Below are 23,491 nucleotides of genomic sequence, written 5' to 3' on the forward strand. Positions count from 1 at the left end.
TCCGCCACGACGACGGCGGCCGGGCTCGGCGATGGCGGCTCAGCCGGCGACGACCTGTCACCCACCGGGCCGGAAAAATCGGATGTGGCCCGCACCCGCACCTCTCCACCTGCACAAACAGTGCTCCGCCCAGGCCCCCGGCGTCCTGTCGGCTATCCGTCAGCCCGGTCCGCGACGGCCCGGCGGCTGCGGTGCCGCCCGCCCCGGTCAGCCGGCCCGACGCCGGCGGGTCAGGTGGGCGCCGAGGCTGACCAGGGTGGTGCCGACGGCGGTGCCGACCAGGACCAGGACCGCCCCCACCGCCCACAGCCCGGAGTCGTCGGTCGCCGCGGCGCGCCCGGCCCAGGCGGCGGTGAAGGCCACCGTCATCACCGGCGCCACCAGCAGCGGGCTCAGCAGCCACCCGGCGACGGCGGCGACCACGGCCAGGGTGAGCACCGCGCCCACCACCTGCCACACCGCGTACGGGCCGCTGGTCGCACCGGTCTCCGGGTCGGTCGCGTAGCCGCTCTCCCAACCCAGCCAGGCCGCCCACGTGCCGATGGTCACGGCCGCGAGGATCAGGCCGCCGAGGAGGGTACGCGCACGCGTCGTCGTGTTCACGCCCCGATCATTCCCGGCCGGACCGCCTCGGGCCATGAGCACCCGTACCCACCATCGTCGTGGTCGACGGCCAGCGGGGCGAGGCCGGTGCCGGCGACGACGACGGACGGACGTTCGCCCGGCGCTACCTGAAGCTGACGTCCGACCACGCCGCGCCGCTCGACCGGCTGGCCGCCGTGGCCGGCGCGGACGGCAGACCGTACGGGAGCTGACGGAACACGTCGAGCCGCTGAGCCGGCGGGCACTGGCGATGGCCGGCCCCGAAGGCTGACGCCCAGGTGTCCGAAGCACGACTGACCGGGAGCCCTCCCGCAGGTCGGTAGGTCAGCCACCCCGACTGGCGGGAACCCCTGCCAGCAGGGCGGACACCAACCGGTCGAGCGGTCGGGACGGCCCCGGACGGGGCTGGGCGGCGGCCGGACGGTCGACCAGTGCGACATTCCTGCCTCTGGCGCTGGCCACGCGCGGTTCGTAGTGTGTTCGGGTTCGTCCGACGCGGCTTGCGGGAGGGTTGAGAACGCTGGAATCCGCCGTCCTCCTGGACCTTCCTCGCGCCCGGCTCCGACCGGAACCGCCGCCCGCCGACAACAGCCCGGTCGGTTCCGGTGACCCGGCATGAGCCTTGCCCGCCAGCTCGCGGGCCTGCCGGCCGATCGGGTCGTCCAGGTCGTCGGGGTGCCCACCGGCATGATCGCCGCAGCCGCCACCCAGGGGGTGGCGGGCCTGGCTGCCGTCGTACTCGACCCCGGCCCCTGTCGGACGCCGACCGCCGTCGTCCGGGCGGTTCTGGACGAGTTGGAACGGGTGGCGGTCGCGCTGCTACCCGGGTGGCTTCCCGAGGCGGCCGAGATCCACCGCTCTGATCCGTTCGGCATGGCCGCCGTCCGCGCCGCCGCCGTCCGCCGGGCGCACGGCACCGCGCATTTCGCGCCCTTCCTCGCGCAGCTCGCCACCGTGGCACTCTCCGACAGGCGACCGTCCGTCAACACGTTCTCGCGGGAGATCCGGTGTCTCGGGCTGGTCCGGGTCGTGGCGGAGGGTTTCGGTCGGCCCAGGCTCAGTCTGCTGATCGAGGTTCCCGCCGGTCTCACCGCGGCCGGCGAACAAGCCGTCGTCGCGGGTGCCGAGTGGTTGGCCCACCACGGCAGGGCGGGAGTCTGGCTGGCCGGCACGCCGCTGCGCCAGGTGGACCGGGTGGTCTGCGCACCGCTCAACGGGCCCCCGGGCGACCGTCCCCCGGTGGTGGCGACCGCACCGCCGGACGTGGTGGGCCGGCCGCATCCTGGCAGCGCGGCCGAGACGGCCCTTGAGAACGCCCTGGCCGCCGAGAGTTGGGCGACGGGTCGGATGTGGAACCAGTACCACCAGTCGCACCCCCTCAGCGCACCGGTCTGTCTCGATCTGCTCTGGCCCGCCGAGCGGTGCGTGGTCGAAGTGGACGGGCCAGAGCACTGCCGTCCGGCCCGGTTCGAGGCCGACCGGCAGCGCGACGTCCAGTTGCAGTTGGACGGCTACGCCGTCCTTCGCTTCACCAATGCCCGGATCAGCCACGACGTCGGCTCGGTGGTGCACCAGATCGGCACCCTGGTCCGAGCCCGGCGGCGGGACACAGCGGAAGGAAGATTCCATGCCCGGCGATAACCTCACCCCGAGCGAGAGCGCGATCCTGGTCGTGCTGATGGCGGAGGCGCGCGAGATCACCAACACCGAGCTCAGGGAGAGCTACCACGTCGACGTCCGGAAGGAGTATCGCGACAAGCTCAACAGGCTCGGGTACGTCGAGAGTCGCCGCATCGGCCGCACGTATCTGCACCAGCTCGCGGACGGAGGCTGGGTGCGGGTGCAGAGCGACCTGGACTTCGACGCCCGGGGTGCCCGGGCCATCGGCGGAGCACTGGTCGCCCTGCACCGGAATCTGCGGGACCGGATCATGGCCCGTAGCGACTACCGCTCGTTCGGCGAGATGTTCGCGTCGACCGAGATGCGGACGCCGGCACCGCAGGCGGACCAGCAGCGAAGCCTGGCGAGGCGGATCCGGGTCACCTATGCGGCGCTGGCCACCGAGCCGGGAACGTGGGTCAGCCTGACCCGCCTGCGACCGTTCTTCGGCGACGTCAGCACGGCTGACCTCGACGAGGCGCTGCGGCAACTGGAACGGGAGGCGGACGTCGACATCGCCCCGGAGTCCAACCAGAAGATGCTGACCCCGGACGACCTGGTGGCGGCGCTGCGCCTCGGTGGTCAGGACAAGCACCTGCTGGCGATCGGGGTGTGATGACAGAGGCGGAACACGCTGCCCTGGCGGCACTCAGGTTCAACTGGGCGCCGGTGCCCGACGATGTCTGGCGACCGTCACCCTTCCACGTGGAGGGCCTGCACACCGCGGTGGTCCGCGACGTCCTCGATGGTGTCGCCGACGCCCGGGACAGCGCCGACGGCAGCCCGCTCGGGCTCGTGCTGCTGGGCCAACGCGGCTCGGGAAAGACCCATCTGCTGGGCTGGATCCGCCAGCAGGTGCAGGACCAGGGGGGCTACTTCTTCCTGGTCGGTCTGCTCGACGCGCACGGTTTCTGGGACAGCGTGCTCACCGCCATGCTCGACGGGCTGTCCCGTCCGGTGCCCGGCGGCGAGACCCAACTCCGTCTGCTGCTGCGTGGGCTGTCCTCGATGGTCGGTGCTCCCCGGGCCGCCCGGCGAGCGGTCATGGGTGAAACCGAGCTGACCCGGACCGCCCTGGACGCGTTCGTCGAGGGCCTGGCCGCATTCGACCCCCATGTGGCCCGCATCTGCCGGGAGACCGCTCGGGCGCTCGCGCTGAGCGCGTCGGAGGACGTCACGCACCGGGACATCGCGGAGAACTACTTCGCCTCCGGCGAGGAGGAGGAGAAGGGGGAACGAGCGGCCTGGGGTATGCGTCGCGTTCCCCGGACCGCGCAGCAGATCGTCCAGGAACTCTCCTGGCTGCTGGCCCTCACCGGCCCATCCGTCGTCGCGGTCGACCAGATCGACACCCTGATCGCCCAGTCCGTGATCGTCGGCGACACCGAGAACGCCCGGCCGGACGTCCGGGACGACCCGGAGCAGGCGGCGGTGCACGCCCGCATCGCCGACGGCCTGATGTCGCTGCGACAGGTGACCCGCCGCACGCTCACCCTGGTCGCCTGCCTCCCCACCTCGTGGACGATCATCACCAGCCAGACCGTGGACACGGTGAGCGACCGTTTTCGCAGGCCACCCCGGCTCACGACCATCGACAACGCCGACCTGGCTCGGGAGATCATCGAGCGGCGGTTCTCGGTCCGGTTCCGGGAAGTCGACTTCGTGCCCCCGTACCCCTCGTGGCCGGTGCATCCGAGCGCCTTCGTCCAGGCCGGCGGGATGACCCCGCGACAGTTGCTCATCAACATCGACCGGCACATCCGGGCCTGCCTCGTCGCCGGCGAGGTTCGGGAGCTGAGGCACCTCGGCGATCCGCCGGCCGCAACGCCGCACAGTTCCGGCACGGTCCCCGCCGGTGACTCGACCGAGAGCCTCGCCCGGCTCGACAGCCGGTTCGCGCGACTGAAGACCGAGGTCGACGTCGTCGGCCCGATGCGGCGCGACAGTGAGGACAGCATCGTCCCCAGCCTGCTCGCCGCAGGTCTCGCGGCATGGGTGATGGAGCGTGGCGAGGCCGGCGGGGCGTTCAGCGTCGACCCGCCCCCCAGCGCCCAACCGCCGCTGCACGCCCGGCTCCGGCTCACCCTCGACGAGGCCACGGAGGACCAGGTCCACTGGTGCTTCCGGGCGATCAGCGAGGAGCACCACTCCGTCGCCGCACTAGCCCGGCTACGGAAGGCATGCACTGCGACCGGCCTCGACGAGCGGGTGACCAAGCGAAAGCTCTTCCTGCTGCGCAACGGCGCGTGGTCCACCGGCGCCAAGACCCAGCAAGCGATCAGGGCCTTCGTCCAGGCGGGAGGAGCGACCCTGCCACTGAACGACGAGGACCTGCGGGTTCTCGGGGCGCTCCAGGTCCTGCTGGCCCAGTCGCCGGCCGGCATCCAGGGGTGGCTGATCGCCCGCCGGCCGACCCGGGACCTCACTGTGTTGCGGCTCGCTCTCGGCACCGTCGCGGACTGGCTCCCGGCCGAGCCAGGCGAGGGCCGAGCCGACCCCGACCCGGTCGCGCCGGACGACAACCGGGCCGACCCCGGCGCGGTGGGACCTCGGCGAACCGGTCCCTCGTTCGTCGTCGGGCACGACCACGGCAGCGGCACGCCCGTGGAACTCTCCCTTGAGGCGCTGCGGAAGCACACCACCATCTTCGCCGGCTCGGGCTCCGGCAAGACGGTGTTGATCCGCCGGATCCTGGAGGAGTGTGCCCTGGCGGGGGTCTCCGCGATCGTCCTCGACCCCAACAACGACCTGGCCCGGCTCGGCGACGAGTGGCCACAGCCGCCAGCGGACTGGGGCCCGGGAGACGCGCAGCGGGCCAAGGAGTATCTCGCTCGGACCGACGTCGCCGTCTGGACCCCGCGCCGTTCCTCCGGTCGTCCGCTGAGCCTCCAGCCGCTGCCGGAGTTCCGCAGCGTGCTCGACGACCCGGACGAGTTCCACGAGGCGGTCGAGACCGCCGTCGCGTCGCTGGCCCCTCGGGCGCAACTCACCGGTCGTACCAGCAAGGCCCACCTGGGTCTCGCGGTGCTGCGCAAGGCCGTCGAGCACTATGGCCGGCGGGGCGGCAACCGGGTCCAGGGCCTGATCGACACCCTCGCCGATCTGCCCGACGGGCTGGTGGACATCGACGCCGCCGACAAGATCGGTCTCGGGCTGGCACAGTCGTTGGCTGCGGCCATGGTCAACGATCCCCTGTTCGGCGGAGAGGGCAGCCCGATGGACCCGGGGCTGCTGCTCACCCCACCGCCGGGAATGCTGGCGCGGATCTCTGTCGTCAATCTCGTCGGCCTGCCCTCCGACGAAGCCCGACAGAGCTTCGTCAACCAGCTACAGATGGCTCTCTTCGCCTGGATCAGGAAGAACCCGGCGCACGACCGGCCACTGCTCGGGCTGCTGGTCATGGACGAGGCGCAGACGTTCGCCCCGTCGGGCACGATGACCGCCTGCACCCACAGCACGGTGACCCTGGCCGCACAGGCCCGCAAGTACGGTCTTGGCCTGATCTTCGCCACGCAGTCGCCGAAAGGGCTGCACAACCGGATCCCGGGAAACGCGGCGACCCAGCTCTACGGACGGCTCAACAGCCCGATCCAGGTCGAGGCCGCACGCGAGATGGCGAAGGCGAAAGGCGGCGACGTCGCCGACATCTCCCGGCTCACCACCGGCGAGTTCTACCTCGCCGCCGAGGGGGCCGCGCCGGTGAAGATCCGCGCCCCACTCTCCCTGAGCCACCACCCCCGCAGCCCGCTCACGGTCGAGGAGGTACTGGACCGGGCGCGCGCCGGGCGGTGACGGTCGGATGTGGACCGGCCCGGACCGCCGGGTGGGCGATCGGTCACGCGGGCGACTCGGCCGCGAGCGGCGGGACCGCCACCGCATCCGGCCCGGTGGGGAGCGCCTGCCGCCGGATGCCCCGGACGAGCAGGTAGCCGATCATCCAGAACTCGCCCACGGACGCGGGGACCGTGAGGGCGCTGGCGAGCGCCCCCGCCCCGGGAGCGAGGTATCCGGTGAACGCGCTGAGCAGGTAGCCGAGGCCGCCCACGACGAGGGTCCAGCCGAGGGCCCGGGGCATCCATCCCGACCGGTGTACGCACCAGCCCATGGGGATCAGCCACAGGCCGAAGAACAGTGCGCCCACCGTCCACAGGTTGCCGCTGACGAGGTACAGAAGCTGGGTGGTCGTCGCGGCGTCACCGAGCGGGGCGAGCGCGACCTCGGTCGCGGTCGCGAGGAGTGCGGCGCTGCCGAGGATCGCGATGGCGTTGACCAGGCCGAAGGCGGCGATGCTGCCGGCGGCGACGGTGTCGACCGTGCGGAACAGCCGGTAGAACCAGACGGCGGTGAGCGCCTGGGTGAGCACGACGAGCAGTTCGAGGACGATCCCGGCGCGGGCGAGCGATTCGTGCTCGACCAGGCGGGCAAGGGTCGCGGCGGCGTCGCCGGCCACGAAGAGCTGCGGCCGGATGAGCAGGAAGCCGAGTGCGCCGGTGACGGCGAGCCCGAGATAGAGCAGGCCGGTGGCGCGGGCGGTGCGGACCAGTGGGTGCACGGTGGGCTCCTTCGACTGTGCGCGCGGGGGTGGTGGGCCGCGCATCCCGCGATGCCGGCAGGCCGGAAGCACCACCTGCCTTACAGCGTAAGGTGGCCGGGCAAGATGAGGACGAGGTCAGGATCCGGATGCGAACGAAGAACCCTCGGGAGCCGCTGAGCCGCGAGCGCGCCCTGGCCACGGCGGTGACACTCGCGGACGCGGAGGGGATACCGGCGCTGACGATGCGCCGACTCGCCGCCGAACTCGGCGTCGAGGCCATGTCGCTCTACCACCACCTGCCCGGCAAGGAGGGTCTGCTCGACGGCCTCGCCGACACCGTCGTCGGTGAGATCGACGTCGCGGTCGGCCGCGCCGCCGTGACCGGGACCGGCGGCGACTGGCGTACGGGGCTGCGGCGGCGGTTCCTCGCCGCACGCGAGGTCATGCTGCGGCACCCGTGGGCGCCCGCGCTGCTCGGCTCACGCCCGACCATCCCCACCGGCGTGTACGCCTACTACGACGGAATCCTGGCCACCCTGCTCAGCGCCGGGTTCTCCCACCGCCTCGCCCACCGGGCGCTGCACGCGTTCGGCAGCCTGGCCCTCGGGTTCACCCAGGAGGTCTTCCGTCCCGCGCGGGCGGGCGGGAACACCGATGTCGACGGCGCGGCGGCGGAGCTGGCCGCGATGGCCGAGGCGCTGCCGCACCTGACGGCGATGGTCGCGGCCGAGGCCCACGACCCGGCCGACCCCACGCTCGGCTGGTGCGACAGCCAGGTCGAGTTCGAGTTCACCCTCGACCTGCTCCTCGACGGACTCGAACGGGCCCGCCGCTGAGGCGGCCGAGGCGGGCGGGCAGCGATTCCACGGGTGGTCCCGGAGCCTGTTCCTACCGTTCGCCGACGAGGACCGGAGGACCAGCGTCACGACCCACGGGTGGTGGGGGCGAACGCCCGCAGGGTGGCCTCGACCAGCGCGTCGGCGTAGGTGTGGTCGAGTGGTCCGGCCCGGTGCAGCCACCGTTGGGTGAACGGGGCGTAGAGGAAGTCGAGGCACAGCGCGAGATCCGCGTCGGGGTGGAGTTGGCCGGCGCGCTGCCCGGCGCGCAGCCGGGCGAGCTTGGCCTCGGTGAGCGGCTGGTCGACCTGCTCCCGGTAGAGGCCGGCCAGCTCGCGGTCGACGGCTGGGAGGAGCTCAGCCGACTCGGCGACCGTCCCGCCACCGTCCACGGGCGGTGAACCCGGCCCACCGCCGTACCCTTCGCCCTGCTGGCCGCCGCGTCGTGGACGGAATCAGGTGGTGAGCGTGGTCAGGGCGGCCACCAGGTAGAGACAGCCGCCGGTGGACACCGCGATGCCGGCGACGAGCGGCGCCCAGGCCACCAACCTGGCGATCGGCGACCAGCGCGGGGCGCGACCGGCGAGCAGCGCGTACCCCCGGACGGTGATCACACCGACCGCGGTCAACGTCGCCGCCATCCCCACACCGAAGGCCGCGACGAGCAGGACCGCGTACGGTGCCCGACCGGTGAGCAGCCCACTGACCAGGACCAGGAAGGCCGACGGCGACGGCAACAGCCCACCGGAGAGGCCGAGCGCGACGAGCCCCCGCCGGGACCACGGATCGGTCGGCGCGCCGTCGGACGCCGACCCGTGGCTGTGGCTGTGACCGTGGCTGTGACCGTCGCTGTGACTGTGACTGTGACTGTGGCCGTCGCCGTGGCTGTGGCTGTGGCTGCGGCCGGTCAGGTGGCGGTAGGTCAGGTGCAGCCCGACCCCGACCACCACCAGTCCGGCGAGGGCCTGGAGCCAACCCGTGACGGACTCCGTGCCCAGGCCGGCGACCCCGCTGACGCCGACCCAGGCGAGCGCGAGGACCAGCACGGAGAAGGTGTGCATCACCGCCACGATCACCCCGAGCCGCGCCGCGTCCCGGTACCGACCGTGCGTGCCGACCAGGTACGCGGCGGTGATGCTCTTGCCGTGCCCGGGGGCCACCGCGTGCGCCGCCCCGACGCCGAGCGCCACCAGCAGGGCGAGCCAGAAGACCACACCGCCGTCGAAGAACGCGACCAGCCGGGCGTCGAGTCCGGTCAGCCCGTTCACCGCCGACCTCCCGCCCGCCGCCGACGTACCAGCAGGACGGCCAGGCCGCCGACGGCCGCGAGTCCGGTCCCGGCGGCGACCGCGGTGACCGCCCCGGGCCGGCCGCCGCCGGTGGCGTTGACCCGCAGGTCGTGGCTGCTCCCGGTGGCGGTGAACAGCGCCCGGGCCGGCGTCATCGGAGTCCTGGCGGTGACCATGGTCCGGTACGCCGGGTTCAGGTCGGTCAGTGCGCTGAGCGTGAGCCGGACCTCGGTGACCGGCCCTGGGCAGTCGAAACGGAACCGCGCGCCCTCGGTCAGCAACCGCTCCAGCGGCAGCAGCTCCGCCACGCAGGAACGGTCGGCCTGCTCGACCTCGACGTGCCGGAGCAGGTACTCCCGCACCGCCGGCGAGCGTTGCAGCTTCTGCTCTCCGGTCAGCGCGGTGTCGACGGTGCCCGCGGTGGGGTCCTCGAACGCGCCGGCCGACTGGCCCAGTGCCACCCAGTCGTCCTCGGCGGCCTGCCAGACCAGCGTCACCCGAGCCCCGTCGACGCTGATGTCCGCGGTGGACGGCGGACCGAACGGGTGGGCGGCGGCCGGTGCGGCCGGACCGACGGCCGCGCCGAGCGCGGCGACGCCGGCCAGCAGCAGGCCGACCAACCGGCCGCCGGTCCGGGGCGTGCCGGCCCGGACCCGGGTACGGATCCTCACGTGTTTCTCCCTGCTCGTGCCGGCTCGGGGCGGGCCGGCCGGTGCCGACCTGCCCGCCCCGGCGTGGCTTACTTGGTGACGGTGATGATCGGGCTGGTGATCTTCTGGTGGTCGCTGGTCAGGTAGACCACGTGGGTGGAATTCTTCTTCGCGGTGGGCGGCAGTTCGAAGCTGTAGCTGAGTCGGCCCAGCTCGTCGGCCGTCTTGTAGCCGATGAAGACGCCGTTCTTGCCCTCGTCCGCCTTGGTGTTGCGCAGGTAGACGGTCACCTTCTCGCCCGGGTCGTAGCCGTACGCGGAGACCTTGACCCGACCCTCGGTCTCGACCGTGGTCTTGTTGACGGTGACCTGCTCGCCGACGGTGTTCTCCGGCGTACGCAGCTCGTTGACGGTCCGCTCGCCGGCCGCGTTCTTGCGGATCAGGAAGCCGTCGTGGTGCTCACCGTTGGCGTACCGGGCCTCGAACCGGATCTGGTCCGCCTGGACGTCGATGAGCTGGTAGAGCTGGGTGTTCTGGCTCTTGCTCACGACCTCGGCGCCGTTGCCGGTCCAGTTCTCCCCGTTGTTCAGCGCGTACATCTTGCCGCCGGAGACGGAGACCACGTAGGCCACCCCGTTGTGCACGGTGGTCGACTGGCGCTTGGCCGCGACGTTGCCCCGGCCGTACGAGTGGTCGTGGCCCTGGAGGACCAGGTCCACGCCGTACTTCTCGAACAACGGGCCCCACTGGTCCCGGACGGTCGGGTTGTTCCGGGTCCCGGTGGTCGAGTAGACCGGGTGGTGGAAGGTGACCACCGTCCACTTGTTGGGGTTGTCCCGCAGCAGGCCCTCCAGCCATGCGGTCTGCGCGGCCATCAGGGTGCTGTTGCTCTGGTAGTTGGTGTCCAGGCCGATGAACCGGACGCCCTGGTAGTCGACGTGGTAGGCGGTCTGCTTCAGCTCCGGGTTACCCGGCCCGTTGTCCGGGTACGGGAACTGCGGACGCCAGAAGGAGGAGAGGCCGCCGCTGTACTCGTGGTTGCCCGGCACCGAGATGTTGTTGACCTGGCTGTCGATGAAGCCGCCCGCCCGGAACCACTGACCCCACTGCTCCTCGCTGTTCGCGGAGTCGATCAGGTCGCCGGCGTTGACGATCACCTTGGCCTCGGGCCGGTCGGCGAACGCCTGACGGAACACCCGGGGTACGGCCGAGTCGATGTAGTTCTGGGCGTCGCCGTAGTAGATGAACGAGAACGGGTCGAAGGAGCTGTCGGCGGTGGTGAAGTCGGTCCACTCGCTCCAGTTGGTGCCGTCACCGACCCGGTAGGTGTAGCGGGTGTCCGGCGTCAGCCCGGTGAACTCGACCGTGTGGTAGGTCGAGGCGTAGCCCAACGAGGTGTTGACCGACGTGGTGGAGCTGGCCGGGACGGTACGCACCGAACCGACGGCCGGCGTCACGTCGCCGAGCGCCCGCGGCGCGGCGAGGATCTGCGCCTGAGCCCACTCGGCGGTGGCCTGGGCCCGCCAGGTCACCTTCTGCGAGGTCGCCGGAGTGGTGGTGGGGGTGAGGATCACCCGGTCGGGCATCGGCGACGGCCGGTGGATCTCGGCCGCCGGGTACTTGGCCGGGGCGGCGTCGCCGAACGCCGCCGGGGTGAGCGCGAAGCCGCCGACGAGCAGCGCCGCTCCGCCGGCCGCCACGATCCGCGTCCGTCGGGACATGGTGATCCAGGGTCTACTGCTGGAATTCACGGTGGAGAGCCCTTCAGCAAGGTGGATGCGCCCGCCGACGATGTCGTGGCAGGCCATCGCATTACCGGCCGGTGAGTGGAAGCCGGAACGACATCCAGCCGGACGCCGGATGAACTCATGATCCAGAGCTGCCGGTTTCGCCACCGGATAACCAGGGCGTTCCCCACCGGACACCAGTTGTCGATCTTGGGTTCACCGGGTTGGACCTACCATGCGGCAGCGCGGAACCACCCGCGTGACCACCGACGGAACGGACCTGCGATGACCCGGACAGCGGTGGACCGGCCGCCGCACCCCCGGTACCGAGGCTGGGCGCTGGTCGCCGCCGTCCTGGCACTGGCGGTGTTCCCGGCCGCCGAACCACGCACCACGGTCCGCCACAAGGACGACACCTTCATCACCGCGCAGACCACCGGAATCCTCAACATCGAGGGCGGCGAGTGCTTCACCGACCCGACCTACTCCCGCCGGGCCGGCGAGGTGGTGGTGCTCTACCGACCGTGCGAGGAACGCGCCGAGAACCAGTCGTACGCGTTCCTGCACGCGGCCGACGGGCCGTGGGACCGGTCGGCGCTGGCGGCGTTCGCCTGGACCGGATGCGGCGACGACTTCGCCCGACGCTGGACCTCCCGGGCCACCTCCGGGCTGGCCTACTATCCGGTCCTGCCCACGGCGGAGACCTGGGCCGACGGCGACCGCGACGTCATGTGCGTGGTGTACCGGCCGGGCGGCCAGCTCACCCGATCGCTGGTGCCGCTGCTCCGGTGACCACCGGCGCAGGTAGGCGGCAACCCGCACCTGTCCAGACAGGTAGCCGACTCGTCCGATCCTGATCGGACTCTCCACCACCGGGCTGGCCAGGCGTACGGCGAGTGGTACACGATGTACCCGCCCGGAGGTGGCCCGATGGTCGACCAGCCCTCAACTCCCGGTCAGCGCATCCCCTCAACTCCCGGTCAGCGCGTCGAACGGCTCCGCCGGGCAGTCGGCCTCTCCCGGGAGCGCCTCGCCGGGCTCTCCGGACTCAGCCCGACGACGGTCAAGTTCATCGAGAAGGGCCGCAGGTCGCTGACCTTGCAGGCGGCCCAGCGCCTCGCCCCACACCTCAGCGTGCGCGACCTCGGCGACCTGTTCGGCGCGGGCGTGACCCTGTCGCTGGACGGCCGGCCCCGCCACCCCGCCGTCGACGACGTCCGACGCGCCCTCACCGCCTGGCACATGCACCATGTCCTGCCCCGTCCTAATCTCGCGAAGGTCGCCGTGTCGGGCCGACCTTATGCGCGCCAGCCCTTCCGTGCCGGCCGATGCCCGAGCGAACGAGATCGCCGCGTGCGGAAGTGGCTGCGGTCGTGGCGCAGACACACTGTCATGTCGGGCGCTTTGACCACACCAGTTCGCCGGGCGGGCGGGCAGCACGGGATACGCCAGGATCGGCACCGCCGGCGTCCCGCCACCCGCAAAATCCGGCGACATCGACGGCCGTCCCCACCAGGATGGCCGGTATGGAACAGGTTGAAGTCGTCGTCGCGCACAGCCAGCGCGCGACGCTGCGCGTCGGCGACGTGTTCCTGAAGGTCGACGGCGACCCGGCGCACGCCGACATCGAGGTGCGGGCGATGGCCATGGTGCCGATACCGACCCCGGCGATCCTCTGGCACGAGCCGCCCGTGCTCGCGATCGCCGCCGTGCCCGGCAAGGCGCTCGGCCTCCTCGGCGAACCGTCGGCCGCGTCGCCAGCGGCGTGGGCTGCGGCGGGTGCCGCCGTACGGAGGCTGCACGATGCGCCGTTGCCGCCGTGGCCGGGGCCCAGGCTCGACGACGTGGCGGCGGAGCTCGACAGCGAGTGCGCGTGGCTGCTCGCCAACGCCGTGCTGCCCGCCGAGGTGATCCGGCACAACTACGAGATCGCCGAGGCCGCGCTCCGTCCGTGGAAACCGGTGTTCATCCACGGCGACCTGCAGATCACCCACGTGTTCGTCGACGGCGACGAGGTCACCGGCGTCATCGACTGGTCCGAGGCCGCCCCCGGCGACGCCATGTTCGACCTCGCCACCTTGACGCTCGGGCACGAGGAACGCCTCGACGACCTGCTTGCCGGCTACGGCGCCGGCGCGGACCGGGACGTGATCCGCGCGTGGTGGTCACTGCGCAGCCTGGTGGCGTCGCGCTGGCTGATCGAGCACGGCTTCGATCCGGACGCGCCGGGGTGCGAATTCGACGTACTCAGATCCCGGATGCAGGAACCCTAGGGTCCGTCCTCAGGAGGCGGCGGGACGGTGCCGCGCCTGCTGGACACCCGGGCAAGGTGGCAATCGTGTCGGCTGACCCACCAGGCTGCCCGGGTTGGTGGGCGTGCGGTCAGAGGTGAGTCGATGGCGCGTCACCGCTTCGCCGGGAAAATCCTGGAGCGGTGGTGGCGGCACCACTGGTTGACTGTCGACCGTGGTTACGGGCAACGACATCGACGCGTACCTGCTCTGCGGTACGCCGCGGACTGGAAGCACGCTGCTGTGCGGGCTGCTACGCGACACCGGGATCGCCGGTCGGCCGGAGTCCTACTTCCGGCTGCCGGGCGAGCAATCCTGGGCGGACCGCTGGCACCTGCCCCGCGACGACGTCGGATCGTTCGACTACCGTGACTTCGTCCGGGCGGCGATCGCGGAGGGAAGTACCTCGAACGGCATCTTCGCTGCCCGGGTGATGTGGGGAACGCTGGATGAGATGGTCGCCAAGCTCGGCGCCGCACATTCTGATTCTCGGTCCACCGGCGCCGACCTCGACCTTCTGAGTCGAGCCTTCGGCCGCGTCCGCTTCGTCCATTGCTGGCGTGAAGACACGGTGGCACAGGCCGTGTCATGGGCGCGCGCTGAGCAGACTCGGTTCTGGCAGCACGGCGACGCTGCCCTGCCCGACCACGAGCCCCGCTTCGACTTCGAGCAGATCCACGACCTCGTCCAGACCATTGACGAACATAACGACGCCTGGCGGAACTGGTTCACGACGTACGACGTCCAACCGCACAGCGTGCGCTATGAAGACCTGACCACCGATATCGACCGGGTCACCAGCGGCATCCTCGGCTTCCTCAGCCTGGACCCCCCGGCAGGGCACGCGTTCGTCCCTCGTCACCGCCGGCAGGCCGACCAGCTCAACCACGACTGGGCTCTCCGCTACCGCGCTCTCGCCGGTCAGTGAAGTGGTCGGGCGTCGCTACATCTGGTTCTGCGTTGCCCGGGTCATGAACTGTTGGTGGCCGGAGGTACCACCACACGAACCAATTGACGACCGTCGCCGGTGACCCGCTGCCGCTTGCGACGTCTCAGTTCGGCCGTCCCGAGGTTCGGTGGCCAGACGACCGACGTTCCTGGTTCCAGTCCAGTCCGCTACCGGTCAACGTAGTGGTAACGGCAGGCGATGATCTCGACGTCGTCCTTGGTGATCCGATACACCAGCCGGTGTTCGCGATCGATGCGGCGGGACCAGAAGCCGGACAGCTCCCCCCGAAGGGGCTCCGGCTTGCCGATGCCCTCGTATCCGTTGCGCATCACGTCCGCGATGAGGTCATTGATGCGCTTGACCAACTTACGGTCTGTGTGGCTGAGATACTGGCTCCACGCCGTCGCGGTGAAGACCAGCCTCATGCGACGTCGCGCACGGTGGCCGGGTCGATCAGATCCCTCTCGGCCGCGTCGCCCTTCTCAAGCTCTGCCATCGATCGGCGCAGCGCGCCGGCGTTGCTCGGGCTGCGCAGGAGATACTCGGTTTCCTTCATCGACTCGTACTCCGCAAGCGGCACGATCACCACGGGATCGTGGCCCGACCGGGTCACCACCACTTCCTCCGCGTCGTTGATCACGCTGTCGAGTTCGGCGGCCAGGTTCTGCCGTAGCTGGGTGAAGTTCACCGTCCGCATGACCACCTCCAGGGCAAGTACAGAAAATTGTACCTCACGTGGGTGGTCCGGCCAGGTTTGCACGGAAGATCAACAAGTGGGGCGGGCGGGACTCGAACCCGCGACCGAGGGATTATGAGTCCCCTGCTCTAACCCGCTGAGCTACCGCCCCGATACCGAGCCGGATCGTAACCCGCCCAACGGATCACCGGCCACCACCGAACCGGTGCCGCGTCAGGATCGCCGGCCGGCACGATGGGCTACGCGAGAATAACAGTCAGCAGCCGTCGGGGAGGCACCCGAATCAGCCCACCGCGCGCAGTTCCGCGAGCACCGCCCCGGCCGTGCGCCAGCCGCTGGCCAGCGCCCCCTGGATGGACGGGCTGTCCCGGTGGTCGCCGGCCACGAAGAGCCCGCCGCCGAGCGCCACCGGCTTGCGCAGCCGCCCCTGCGGGGGTGGTGCGGCGGGCAGCGCGTCGGGGATGGAGACGGTGGTCAGGTGCTCCCAGTCCGCGGTGGACCGCCCGTAGAGCCGGTCCAGCTCGGCCCGGATCTCCGTCTCGGGCGGGGCGGACGGGCCGACCACGGAGGTCGCCACCAGGTGCCGTCCGGGTGGGGCGTACGACGGCGCGGCCCGGCTGACGACGACCGTGTTGGCGACGACTTCCCGCCGGTCGCCGTCGACGAGCAGGATCGGTTCGTCCAGCGGTGCCTCGGCGGTGCTGTGGTAGTAGGTCGTGTAGTGGTGGGTGCGTACCCGGGCCAGGGTGGGCAGCAGGGTGGCCGCCGCCGGCGGGTCGACGGCGACCACGACGGCGCGGCAGCCGATGTCGCCGGCCTGGGTACGGACCCGGCCGGGCGCGACCTCGGCGACCGGGGTGTGCCGTTCGATCAGTTCGGCGGGCAGCGGGGCGGCGATGGCCCTCGGCAGCGCGGCCATCCCCTGGGCCGGCAGGCCGATCCGACCACGGGCGAAGGACCGCAGGACCATCGCCAGGACGTGGCTGGAGGTCTCCAACTCCCGGTCGATGAGGACGCCGGAGAGGAACGGCCGGATCAGCTCCTCGATGATCGTGTCGGAGAGCCCGGCCCGGCGCAGGGCCGCCTCACTGGTGGTCTCCGGCGCGGTGAGCAGCCGGGTCACCGGCAGGGTGGCGCAGCCGGCAGCGAGGGCGGCGAGGCGCAGCCGGTCGCCCAGCGACCCGATGCCGGCGAGCACGGTGGCCGGCGTGCCGCCGGGTTCGCGTACCGGGTTGACCAGCCGGTGGAGGTGGTCGCCCCGGCGGACCAGGACTCCCGAGGTGAACCAGCCCAGGCCGAGGGTGGCCAGGTCGAGCAGGGTGCCGAGCCTCGGGTAGCCGGTGTTGAGCACCTGGAAGCCCCGGTCCAGCAGGTAGCCGTCGACGGCGTCGGTGGCGACCCGGCCGCCGAGCCGGTCGCCGGCCTCCAGCAGCCGCCAGGGCACGCCGGCCCGGTGCAGCCGACGGGCGGCGGCCAGCCCGGCGAGGCCACCGCCGACGATCACCACGTCGGTCTCAGCGAGCATGTCCGGTCTCCGTCCCGGACCGGACCGCGCGGGACAGGCGTCCGGGCCACCAGACCTTCGGCCCGATGTCGTACGCCAGCGCGGGCACCAGCAGCGAGCGGACCACGATGGTGTCCAGGAGTACGCCCACCGCGACGGCCACGCCCAACTCGACGAGCACCACCAGCGGGAGTACGGCCAGTGCGGAGAAGGTGGCGGCGAGCACGATGCCGGCGGAGGTGATCACCCCACCGGTGACCGCCAGCCCGGCCAGCACGCCGGCCCGGGTGCCCCGCTTGACCGACTCCTCGCGGACCCGGCTCATCAGGAAGATGTTGTAGTCGATGCCGAGGGCGACCAGGAAGACGAAGGCGAAGAGCGGGAAGGACGCGTCGACGCCGGGGAAGCCGAGCAGGTACTTGAAGATCAGCGCGCAGAGCCCGAGGGTGGCCAGGAACGACAGCACCACGGTCGCGATGAGCAGCACCGGCGCGACCAGCGCACGCAGCAGCAGGGCCAGGATGACCGTGATCACCACGAGCACGACCGGGATGATCACGTTGCGGTCCCGGGCGGCCGCGTCGGAGGTGTCCACGTCGATCGCGGTGAAGCCGCCGACCACGGTGTCGGCGTTCGGCACCTGGTGCACCGCGTCCCGCAGGTCACGGATGGTCTGCTCCGCCGCGTCGCTGTCCGGCGGGTCGGTCAGGGTGGCCTCCAGTTGCACCCGGCCGTCGACCACGACGGGCGGGGCCTTCGGGTCGGGTGGGCCGGCCTGGTCGCGCTGGGTGACCGGGCGGACGGCGGCCACCCCGGGTACGCCCTGCGCGACCTGGGCGACCTGCGGGGCGCTCTCCCGCCGGGTGAAGATCGTCGCCGGGCTGCCGGTCCCCGCCGGGTAGTGCCGGTCGATCACCTCCTGCCCGGCGACCGAGTCGGTGCGGTTGGTGAACATCTCGGACTGGCCGAGCGTGGTGGCACCGATCTGGGTGAGGCCGATGACGAGCAGCGCCAGCACCGCCGCGGTGGTCAGCCAGAGCACCCGGGCCCGGCGGGCGACGAAGCCGGCGATCCGGCTCCACCCGCCGTGCTCGGCCTGCGGGTCGGCCCGGTCGACCACCGGGGTACGCGGCCAGAACGCCCACCGGCCGCCGAGCACCAGCAGCGCGGGCAGGAAGGTCAGCATCACCACCAGCGTGGCGGCGATGCCGACGGCGGCGACCGGGCCGAGTCCCCGGTTGGAGTTCAGGCTGGACAGCAGGAGGCAGAGCAGGCTGACGATGACGGTGACGCCGGAGGCGCCGATGGCCGGCGCGGCACCCCGCCAGGCCGCCTTCATGGCGTCCCACGGGCGCTCGTGCCGGTGCAGCTCCTCCCGGTAGCGGGCGATCAGCAGCAACGCGTAGTCGGTGCCGGCGCCGAAGACGAGCACGGTGAGGATCCCCTGGGCCTGCCCGTTCAGCGTGATCACGTCGTGCTTGGCGAGCTGGTAGACGAACACGGACGCCAGCGAGTACGACATGCCCGCCGCCAGCAGCGGGAAGATCCAGAGCACCGGGCTGCGGTAGACGATCAGCAGGATGATCAGCACCACCACCAGGGTGACCAGCAGCAGCGGCCCGTCGATCGCGGTGAAGACGTCGATCAGGTCGGCGAGCAGGCCGGCCGGGCCGGCGACGTCCACGGTGCTGCCGTCGGTGTTCTGGCCGACGATCCGCCGAAGTTCGTCGACCACCTGCCTGATCTGCTCGCCCTCGGAGTTGTCGATCGGCACGATCACCTGGAGGGCCTGGCCGTCCTGGCTGGGCAGCGGTGGGGGCAGCGGCCCGACCACCCCCTTGACCTGGGCGAACTGGGCGGCGTCGGCGGCGGCCTGCTGCTTGTCGGCGGCGGTGATCCCGCTGCGGCGCTCATAGACCACCAGGGCGGGGGTGGTCTGCCGCGCGACGAAGCCGGCGGCCAGATCCTGCGCCCGGGTGGCCTCGGCGTCGGCGGGCAGGAACGAGGCGTTGTCGTTGGTGGCGACGTCGCCCAGCTTGCCGGCGTACGGCCCGGCGATGCCGCCGACGAGCAGCCAGCCCAGGACGACCGCCGCCGCGATCAGCGTGGCCGCGCCCCGACCCCGTCCACCGGCCATCTCCGGTCCACCCCTCAGATCGACGCGCCAATCGACGCGGCGGGAGTTCACGTCGACAGCGACCATCCTGCCGCCCGAATACGCCACCCGGTGCCGAAACCGCCCAGACCATCTGGACCTGAGGACGTAGACGATTCAGGCGCAGCCGGACTGGCCGACGAGGGCAAGCGGCGGGGACGGGGCCCGGACAGGAAGAACGCCCGCCGGCTGGGCCGACGGGCGTGATGTGGAGCTGAGCTCCCCCGTTTGGACTCGAACCAAAAACCTGCCGGTTAACAGCCGGCTGCTCTGCCAATTGAGCTACGGGGGACTGCTTCGTCGCGTCGATCCGGATCTCTCCGGCGCTCGGCGACGGCACAAGAGTACAGGACATCCGGGGGGTCTGGTCCAGGGGGTTACCGCATCTACCGCTTCCGACGGGAGCGCCACCATGGACGACAATAATGCAGACAAATCGTCATCCCGGCACAAGCAGGTATGAGCGCGGAGCAGGATGGGTAGTTAGCTGCCGACAGAGAAGGTGGGCGCGACATGGTCGGTCCCGACCGGAGCGAATCCGGGCGGGGACGGCGGAGCGTCAGGTACGGAAGGAGCCGCCATGCGCGGAAAGATCATGTTTCTTGGCGGGCTGGCTGCGGGCTTCGTCCTGGGCGCCCGTGCCGGCCGGGAGAAGTACGAGGAGTTGGTCGTGCGGGGCCGCAAGGTGCTCGACCACCCGACCGTCCAGGAGGCGGCGGGGGTCGCGCAGGCCCAGGCGACCCGCCTCTACAGCGAGGGCAAGGACAAGCTCGGCCAGTCCAAGCTGGGTGAGAAGCTCAGCACCAACGGCACCAAGCAGGGGCTGACCGCGGCGGACGACGCGTACGCGGGCACCCCGGCCACCGTCGGCGCGAAGTCGGGCGTCAGCTCGACCACCGCGTCGCCCAGCACCACCCCGAAGCCCAAGGCGCCGGGCACCGGCGCCAACGGCAGCACGCTCTGATCGTCGGCACGTCGTCGGGCCGGTCGCCGGGTGGCGACCGGCCCGAGGTGTGTCTCAGTCCCGGCCGCTGCTGAACGCCGCGTCGAACGCCGCCGACGGGGCGTCGAAGGCGAGCCGCCGGACGAACTCCAGCGCCTCCGGCGCGCCGAGCAGCCGGTCCATCCCGGCGTCCTCCCACTCCACGGAGATGGGCCCGGTGTAGCCGATGGCGTTCAGCGCCCGGAAGCAGTCCTCCCACGGCACGTCGCCGTGGCCGGTGGAGACGAAGTCCCAGCCGCGCCGCAGGTCCGCCCAGGGCAGGTGGGAGGCGAGCCGGCCCCGCCGCCCGTCGCCGGTACGCACCTTCGCGTCCTTGCAGTCGACGTGGTAGATCCGGTCGGCGAACTCCAGGATGAAGTTCACCGGGTCCAGCTCCTGCCAGACGAAGTGCGACGGGTCCCAGTTGAGGCCGAACGCGGGCCGGTGGCCGATCGCCTCCAGGGTCCGCTTGGTGGTCCAGTAGTCGTAGGCGATCTCGCTGGGGTGGACCTCGTGGGCGAACCGCACCCCCACCTCGTCGAAGACGTCCAGGATCGGGTTCCACCGGTCGGCGAAGTCCTGGTAGCCGCGTTCGATCATCGACGGCGGCACCGGCGGGAACATCGCCAGGGTGTGCCAGATGGACGACCCGGTGAAGCCGACCACCGTCTTCACGCCGAGCTTCGCCGCCGCCCGGGCGGTGTCCTTGATCTCCTCGGCGGCCCGCTGCCGGACGCCCTCGGGTTCGCCGTCGCCCCAGATCCGGGCCGGCAGGATGTCCTGGTGCCGCTCGTCGATCGGGTGGTCACAGACCGCCTGGCCGACCAGATGGTTGGAGATGGTGAAGACCTGCAGGTTGTGCTTGGCCAGCGTCTCCCGCTTACGCTCGACGTACGAGTCGTCGGCGAGGGCCTTGTCGACCTCGAAGTGGTCGCCCCAGCAGGCGATCTCCAGACCGTCGTAGCCCCACTCGGAGGCGAGCCGGCAGACCTCGTCGAACGGTAGATCGGCCCACTGGCCGGTGAAGAGCGTGATCGGTCGCGCCATCGTCTGTCTCCCCTGTAGTGATGGGGATTCCTGAGCGGACCGGGGCGAGGGGACCGGGCCAGGCCGGTACGTCGACGGCCGTGACGGGTCACCGGTGGGTGCGGACGCACCTGGGCCCGACGGGTTGCGCCTCCCGTCGGGTCACCGGCCACCGCACGGTCGCCGCCCCCACTCTAGGGCCCCCAGCCCGAGCACGGAAGTGCCCCACCCGTGCTGGCTCGACGGTGATCAAGAGGTTTACGTCATGGCGGGCGGGGCCGCCTGACGCAAACCTCTTGATCACCGCTCCGGGATGCCGGGCTGGGTGCGCGGGCTGGGGTGCTGGGCTGGGTGTCGGCTCGGTTGGGGGGGTGGGTGGGGGTTGGGTGGGTGGGGGTTGGGTGGGTGGGGCGGGGGGTTAGGGGAGGGTCCACTTCTGGTTGGCGGCGGCGGTGCAGGTCCACAGGTTCACCGGAGTGCTGTCAGCCGAGTTGTTCCCGGACACATCCAGGCACTTACCCGAACCAGCGTTACGCAACGTCCCGTCCGCCTGCCCAGACCAGTTCTGCGCACCCGTGCCATTACACGTCCAGAGCTGGATCTTCGTACCATCAGCAGTACCCGCACCAGCAACATCCAGACACTTACCCAACGCCTTCACCGTGCCATTCGGCGTCACCGCCCAACTCTGCGCGGTACTGCCATTGCAGGTGTAGAGCTGAATCTGCGTACCGTCAGCCGTCGCACCACCCCGCACATCCAGACACTTGCCGGCCAGCCCCCGCACGGGGCCGGTGCCGCCGCTGCCGCCGCTGCCCTTGACCAGGGTGAAGTCGTCGACGTCGAAGAGGCCCGCGCCGGAACCGGTGAAGGTGAGGTAGAGGTTCTGCGGGCCGGACGGGACGCCGGTCAGCGGGGCGGTGACGTCGGCGTAGGTGGTCCAGCCACCGGTGTTCGGCACCGCCACCTGGCCGAGGACGGTGCCGGTGGCCGAGCCGGTGCGGAACTGGATCGTCCCGCCGGCCCCACCGGAGACCACCCGGGCCCGGACCGAGGTGACCCCGGTCAGGTCCAGGCCGTGGTAGCCGGCCCAGTCACCCGGATCGATGTACCCGAGGGTCTGGCCGCCGTTGGCCCCGGCCTTGCCGTACGCGCTGACCCCGTTGGCCGTGCTGAACGCCTCGGCCTGCACGGTGGTGTTCCCGGCCGGCGGCGGGGTGCCGCCCAGTTCCTTGATCCGGATGTTGCGGAACGCGGCGTCGTCGCCGGTGCCGTGGTTCTGGATGCCGATGTGGCCGGCGAGCGAGCGGGCCGGGTCGGTGTTGGTGAAGTCGTTGATCTTCACGCCGTTGAGGAAGACCTGGAGCCGTTCCCCCTCGACCAGCAGCTCGTAGGTGTTCCACTCCCCCGGCGGGTTGAGCGCCGCGTCGCGGGCGGCCAGGTCGGCGGACTTGAACGTGTAGACCGCGCCGGTGGTGCGGTCGGCGGCGTCGGTGGCGTCGATCTGCACCTCGTAGCCGTTGTTCACGGCAGAGTTCGGGTCGGTCGACGGCGGGAAGCCGATGAAGACGCCGGAGTTGTCGTCGCCGGCCAGCTTCCAGTCCAGCTTGAGCGAGTAGTTGGTGAACTGCTTGGCGCTGTACCAGTACAGGCCCATGCCGCCGACGGAGGTGAGGGTGGCGTCGGCGTTGGTGAAGCTCCCCGGCCCGGCCTGGGACCAGCCGGTGGTGGAGCCGTTGTACAGGGTGGTGTAGCCGGTCTCCGGGCGGCAGTCGGCCTTCGTCCGGCCGGCCGCGTACCGGATGCCGCCGAGCAGGTGGGAGCGGAACGCCGGCTCGGCGTACGACGACTGGGTGTGCCCGCCGCCGGTGTAGAAGGCCCGCCCGCCGGTGTACGTCTTGCACCAGGCGTGCGGGTGGTCCGCGCCCATCCCCCCGCCCGAGTACGACGACTCGTCGAGGTTGGCCAGCACGTGCGCGGTGGACCGGGCGTTGGTCCGGTAGTTGTACCACTCGTCGGTGCGCGGCCAGGTCGGGCCGAGGTGCGCGGTGGCCGCGTGCGCCCGGTCCTCCACCCGGACGGTGGCCTGTTGGATCGCCGGGTGGGAGGCGAACCAGGCGCCGACCAGGTTGCCGTAGAACGGCCAGTCGTACTCGGTGTCGGCGGCGGCGTGCACGCCGACGAACCCGCCACCGGAGCCGATGTACGACTCGAAGGCGGTCTGCTGGGTGGCGTTCAGCACGTCGCCGGTGGTGTTGAGGAAGACCACCGCCTCGTACTTCGCGAGGTTGGCGGTGGTGAACTGGGCGGCGTCCTCGGTGGCGGTGACGGTGAAGCTGTTGGCCGCCCCCAGGTCACGGATGGCCTGGGTGCCGACCGCGATGGAGTCGTGCCGGAAGCCGGCCGTCTTGGAGAAGACCAGCACGTCGTACGGGGCGTCGGCGGCCGAGGCGGGGGTGGCGGGGGTGGTGCAGGCGAGGACGGCGAGGACGGCGGTGGCCGCGCCGAGGACGGGTCGGAGGAGTCTCATGTCGCTCTCCAGTACGCCAGGAGGGCGCGGGACCGGGTGGGCCGGTCCCGCACCCAGCA

The 23,491-nt window shown here is 71.4% G+C and carries 21 protein-coding genes, 2 tRNA genes and 1 pseudogene; 10 read left to right on the forward strand and 14 right to left on the reverse strand.

Annotation, left to right across the window (positions count from 1 at the left end; translation table 11 throughout):
* Positions 1 to 207: 207 nt before the first annotated feature.
* On the reverse strand, positions 208 to 603 hold the full coding sequence (locus ACIQG9_RS25015; protein ID WP_400406801.1) for a hypothetical protein: 396 nt from the start codon (positions 601 to 603) through the stop codon (positions 208 to 210).
* Between the two features lie 59 nt (positions 604 to 662).
* Here ACIQG9_RS25015 and ACIQG9_RS25020 point away from each other — a divergent pair, with 59 nt between their 5' ends.
* The 4 genes from ACIQG9_RS25020 (at position 663) to ACIQG9_RS25035 (ending at position 6,054) form a co-directional block, all read left to right on the forward strand.
* Positions 663 to 815, forward strand: a complete 153-nt coding sequence (locus ACIQG9_RS25020; RefSeq protein ID WP_400406803.1) for a hypothetical protein — start codon at positions 663 to 665, stop codon at positions 813 to 815.
* 403 nt (positions 816 to 1,218) lie between these two features.
* Entirely contained in the window at positions 1,219 to 2,244 is a 1,026-nt protein-coding gene (locus ACIQG9_RS25025; protein ID WP_400406805.1) for an endonuclease domain-containing protein, read from the forward strand.
* Positions 2,231 to 2,878 (forward strand): hypothetical protein, encoded by a 648-nt coding sequence (locus ACIQG9_RS25030; RefSeq protein WP_400406807.1) that lies wholly within the window; start codon positions 2,231 to 2,233, stop codon positions 2,876 to 2,878. The genes ACIQG9_RS25025 and ACIQG9_RS25030 overlap by 14 nt, the downstream gene beginning before the upstream one ends.
* A gap of 53 nt (positions 2,879 to 2,931) precedes the next feature.
* Positions 2,932 to 6,054 carry a helicase HerA domain-containing protein gene (locus ACIQG9_RS25035; protein WP_400406809.1) on the forward strand — a complete coding sequence of 1,041 codons (3,123 nt, stop codon included), beginning with the start codon at positions 2,932 to 2,934 and terminating at the stop codon, positions 6,052 to 6,054.
* A gap of 43 nt (positions 6,055 to 6,097) precedes the next feature.
* Here the strand turns inward: ACIQG9_RS25035 and ACIQG9_RS25040 are convergent, their stop codons facing one another.
* Positions 6,098 to 6,814: a DUF4386 domain-containing protein gene (locus ACIQG9_RS25040; RefSeq protein ID WP_400406812.1), complete on the reverse strand. Its 717-nt coding sequence runs from the start codon at positions 6,812 to 6,814 to the stop codon at positions 6,098 to 6,100.
* Positions 6,815 to 6,942: 128 nt separating this feature from the next.
* Here ACIQG9_RS25040 and ACIQG9_RS25045 point away from each other — a divergent pair, with 128 nt between their 5' ends.
* Positions 6,943 to 7,632 carry a TetR/AcrR family transcriptional regulator C-terminal domain-containing protein gene (locus tag ACIQG9_RS25045; protein ID WP_400406814.1) on the forward strand — a complete coding sequence of 230 codons (690 nt, stop codon included), beginning with the start codon at positions 6,943 to 6,945 and terminating at the stop codon, positions 7,630 to 7,632.
* Positions 7,633 to 7,718: 86 nt separating this feature from the next.
* Here ACIQG9_RS25045 and ACIQG9_RS25050 read toward each other — a convergent pair whose 3' ends face one another.
* The 4 genes from ACIQG9_RS25050 to ACIQG9_RS25065 all read right to left on the reverse strand — a co-directional run bounded on the left by ACIQG9_RS25050 (position 7,719) and on the right by ACIQG9_RS25065 (position 11,292).
* Positions 7,719 to 8,024: a TetR-like C-terminal domain-containing protein gene (locus tag ACIQG9_RS25050; RefSeq protein ID WP_400406816.1), complete on the reverse strand. Its 306-nt coding sequence runs from the start codon at positions 8,022 to 8,024 to the stop codon at positions 7,719 to 7,721.
* A 63-nt stretch (positions 8,025 to 8,087) separates the two neighbouring features.
* Entirely contained in the window at positions 8,088 to 8,900 is an 813-nt protein-coding gene (locus tag ACIQG9_RS25055; RefSeq protein ID WP_400406818.1) for a nickel/cobalt transporter, read from the reverse strand.
* Positions 8,897 to 9,592 (reverse strand): hypothetical protein, encoded by a 696-nt coding sequence (locus ACIQG9_RS25060; protein WP_400406820.1) that lies wholly within the window; start codon positions 9,590 to 9,592, stop codon positions 8,897 to 8,899. Before ACIQG9_RS25060 ends, ACIQG9_RS25055 begins: the two co-directional genes overlap by 4 nt.
* 68 nt (positions 9,593 to 9,660) lie before the next feature.
* Positions 9,661 to 11,292: a fibronectin type III domain-containing protein gene (locus ACIQG9_RS25065; RefSeq protein WP_400406822.1), complete on the reverse strand. Its 1,632-nt coding sequence runs from the start codon at positions 11,290 to 11,292 to the stop codon at positions 9,661 to 9,663.
* Between the two features lie 291 nt (positions 11,293 to 11,583).
* On the opposite strand from ACIQG9_RS25065, the gene ACIQG9_RS25070 reads away from it, so the two are divergent.
* The 4 genes and pseudogenes from ACIQG9_RS25070 to ACIQG9_RS25085 all read left to right on the forward strand — a co-directional run bounded on the left by ACIQG9_RS25070 (position 11,584) and on the right by ACIQG9_RS25085 (position 14,517).
* Complete coding sequence (locus ACIQG9_RS25070) at positions 11,584 to 12,090, forward strand: hypothetical protein (RefSeq protein WP_400406825.1); 507 nt, start codon at positions 11,584 to 11,586, stop codon at positions 12,088 to 12,090.
* A gap of 138 nt (positions 12,091 to 12,228) precedes the next feature.
* Positions 12,229 to 12,597, forward strand: a pseudogene (locus tag ACIQG9_RS25075) (helix-turn-helix domain-containing protein); the annotation flags it as partial.
* Between the two features lie 218 nt (positions 12,598 to 12,815).
* On the forward strand, positions 12,816 to 13,571 hold the full coding sequence (locus ACIQG9_RS25080; protein ID WP_400406828.1) for a phosphotransferase family protein: 756 nt from the start codon (positions 12,816 to 12,818) through the stop codon (positions 13,569 to 13,571).
* A gap of 193 nt (positions 13,572 to 13,764) precedes the next feature.
* A complete protein-coding gene (locus tag ACIQG9_RS25085; protein WP_400406830.1) occupies positions 13,765 to 14,517 on the forward strand; it encodes a Stf0 family sulfotransferase in 753 nt (250 codons plus the stop codon).
* Positions 14,518 to 14,705: 188 nt separating this feature from the next.
* Here the strand turns inward: ACIQG9_RS25085 and ACIQG9_RS25090 are convergent, their stop codons facing one another.
* The 6 genes from ACIQG9_RS25090 to ACIQG9_RS25115 all read right to left on the reverse strand — a co-directional run bounded on the left by ACIQG9_RS25090 (position 14,706) and on the right by ACIQG9_RS25115 (position 19,186).
* The gene (locus tag ACIQG9_RS25090) at positions 14,706 to 14,963 is read right to left on the reverse strand and encodes a Txe/YoeB family addiction module toxin (RefSeq protein ID WP_354882969.1); all 258 of its coding nucleotides are present in this window, start codon (positions 14,961 to 14,963) and stop codon (positions 14,706 to 14,708) included.
* The gene (locus tag ACIQG9_RS25095) at positions 14,960 to 15,235 is read right to left on the reverse strand and encodes a type II toxin-antitoxin system Phd/YefM family antitoxin (protein ID WP_400406833.1); all 276 of its coding nucleotides are present in this window, start codon (positions 15,233 to 15,235) and stop codon (positions 14,960 to 14,962) included. Before ACIQG9_RS25095 ends, ACIQG9_RS25090 begins: the two co-directional genes overlap by 4 nt.
* 77 nt (positions 15,236 to 15,312) lie before the next feature.
* Positions 15,313 to 15,386: transfer RNA gene (locus tag ACIQG9_RS25100), tRNA-Ile, on the reverse strand.
* Between the two features lie 132 nt (positions 15,387 to 15,518).
* Positions 15,519 to 16,760 (reverse strand): NAD(P)/FAD-dependent oxidoreductase, encoded by a 1,242-nt coding sequence (locus ACIQG9_RS25105; RefSeq protein WP_400406836.1) that lies wholly within the window; start codon positions 16,758 to 16,760, stop codon positions 15,519 to 15,521.
* The gene (locus ACIQG9_RS25110) at positions 16,750 to 18,876 is read right to left on the reverse strand and encodes an MMPL family transporter (RefSeq protein WP_400406838.1); all 2,127 of its coding nucleotides are present in this window, start codon (positions 18,874 to 18,876) and stop codon (positions 16,750 to 16,752) included. Before ACIQG9_RS25110 ends, ACIQG9_RS25105 begins: the two co-directional genes overlap by 11 nt.
* Before the next feature lie 237 nt (positions 18,877 to 19,113).
* Positions 19,114 to 19,186: transfer RNA gene (locus tag ACIQG9_RS25115), tRNA-Asn, on the reverse strand.
* 288 nt (positions 19,187 to 19,474) lie between these two features.
* On the opposite strand from ACIQG9_RS25115, the gene ACIQG9_RS25120 reads away from it, so the two are divergent.
* Positions 19,475 to 19,858 (forward strand): hypothetical protein, encoded by a 384-nt coding sequence (locus ACIQG9_RS25120; RefSeq protein ID WP_400406840.1) that lies wholly within the window; start codon positions 19,475 to 19,477, stop codon positions 19,856 to 19,858.
* A 54-nt stretch (positions 19,859 to 19,912) separates the two neighbouring features.
* Here ACIQG9_RS25120 and ACIQG9_RS25125 read toward each other — a convergent pair whose 3' ends face one another.
* On the reverse strand, positions 19,913 to 20,923 hold the full coding sequence (locus ACIQG9_RS25125; protein WP_400406842.1) for a sugar phosphate isomerase/epimerase family protein: 1,011 nt from the start codon (positions 20,921 to 20,923) through the stop codon (positions 19,913 to 19,915).
* 397 nt (positions 20,924 to 21,320) lie between these two features.
* Positions 21,321 to 23,432: a ThuA domain-containing protein gene (locus ACIQG9_RS25130; RefSeq protein ID WP_400406844.1), complete on the reverse strand. Its 2,112-nt coding sequence runs from the start codon at positions 23,430 to 23,432 to the stop codon at positions 21,321 to 21,323.
* Between the last annotated feature and the right edge of the window lie 59 nt (positions 23,433 to 23,491).

It is taken from the genome of Micromonospora sp. NPDC092111 (assembly GCF_044755745.1).
Lineage (GTDB): Bacteria > Actinomycetota > Actinomycetes > Mycobacteriales > Micromonosporaceae > Micromonospora.

What these genes read in the sequence shown, in the direction of transcription:
- ACIQG9_RS25025 (WP_400406805.1), top strand. Translation starts at nt 1,219, where the DNA reads ATGAGCCTTGCCCGCCAGCTCGCGGGCCTGCCGGCCGATCGGGTCGTC.
- ACIQG9_RS25030 (WP_400406807.1), top strand. Translation starts at nt 2,231, where the DNA reads ATGCCCGGCGATAACCTCACCCCGAGCGAGAGCGCGATCCTGGTCGTG.
- ACIQG9_RS25045 (WP_400406814.1), top strand. Translation starts at nt 6,943, where the DNA reads ATGCGAACGAAGAACCCTCGGGAGCCGCTGAGCCGCGAGCGCGCCCTG.
- ACIQG9_RS25065 (WP_400406822.1), bottom strand. Translation starts at nt 11,292, where the DNA reads ATGTCCCGACGGACGCGGATCGTGGCGGCCGGCGGAGCGGCGCTGCTC.
- ACIQG9_RS25070 (WP_400406825.1), top strand. Translation starts at nt 11,584, where the DNA reads ATGACCCGGACAGCGGTGGACCGGCCGCCGCACCCCCGGTACCGAGGC.
- ACIQG9_RS25080 (WP_400406828.1), top strand. Translation starts at nt 12,816, where the DNA reads ATGGCCGGTATGGAACAGGTTGAAGTCGTCGTCGCGCACAGCCAGCGC.
- ACIQG9_RS25090 (WP_354882969.1), bottom strand. Translation starts at nt 14,963, where the DNA reads ATGAGGCTGGTCTTCACCGCGACGGCGTGGAGCCAGTATCTCAGCCAC.
- ACIQG9_RS25095 (WP_400406833.1), bottom strand. Translation starts at nt 15,235, where the DNA reads ATGCGGACGGTGAACTTCACCCAGCTACGGCAGAACCTGGCCGCCGAA.
- ACIQG9_RS25105 (WP_400406836.1), bottom strand. Translation starts at nt 16,760, where the DNA reads ATGCTCGCTGAGACCGACGTGGTGATCGTCGGCGGTGGCCTCGCCGGG.
- ACIQG9_RS25110 (WP_400406838.1), bottom strand. Translation starts at nt 18,876, where the DNA reads ATGGCCGGTGGACGGGGTCGGGGCGCGGCCACGCTGATCGCGGCGGCG.
- ACIQG9_RS25120 (WP_400406840.1), top strand. Translation starts at nt 19,475, where the DNA reads ATGCGCGGAAAGATCATGTTTCTTGGCGGGCTGGCTGCGGGCTTCGTC.
- ACIQG9_RS25125 (WP_400406842.1), bottom strand. Translation starts at nt 20,923, where the DNA reads ATGGCGCGACCGATCACGCTCTTCACCGGCCAGTGGGCCGATCTACCG.
- ACIQG9_RS25130 (WP_400406844.1), bottom strand. Translation starts at nt 23,432, where the DNA reads ATGAGACTCCTCCGACCCGTCCTCGGCGCGGCCACCGCCGTCCTCGCC.